Source organism: Colwellia sp. MB3u-41 (assembly GCF_014076845.1).
Lineage (GTDB): Bacteria > Pseudomonadota > Gammaproteobacteria > Enterobacterales > Alteromonadaceae > Colwellia_A.
On the sequence record NZ_JACGUT010000030.1, the window covers coordinates 1 to 313 of the forward strand.

Annotated in this window: 1 protein-coding gene; it reads right to left on the bottom strand. The window is 32.9% G+C overall.

The window, feature by feature from the left end; all coding sequences use genetic code 11:
* Nucleotides 1–19: 19 nt before the first annotated feature.
* A partial coding sequence (locus H4J73_RS20175) for a hypothetical protein (RefSeq protein ID WP_220460646.1) occupies nt 20–313 on the bottom strand: 294 nt, incomplete at its 5' end.

Here is a 313-nt window from a genome sequence, read left to right on the forward strand (position 1 = left end):
GTCCTGCTTGAATGGCTTGTTATGTGTTTTTGAACCGTTGCATCAAATATATACCGCCAACTATGGTTCCAAAAGGAAAGCTTAGCAAAATAATTATAGAAAGAGGTAAAGCAATTTTATGAACAGTTTTACTTTGCTTAAGTAGATAAATACCACAAAGCCAAGCTAAAAAGTTTACTACCAATAATATATTTATAAGTAGAATTAAAAACGTTGGTAATGAATCAAGGTTTGAAAGTTGCGATATACCTAATATGTATACAAATAGAAATGCACATGTAGCAACTGCTCCGTAAATGGTAAACGCCCAGCC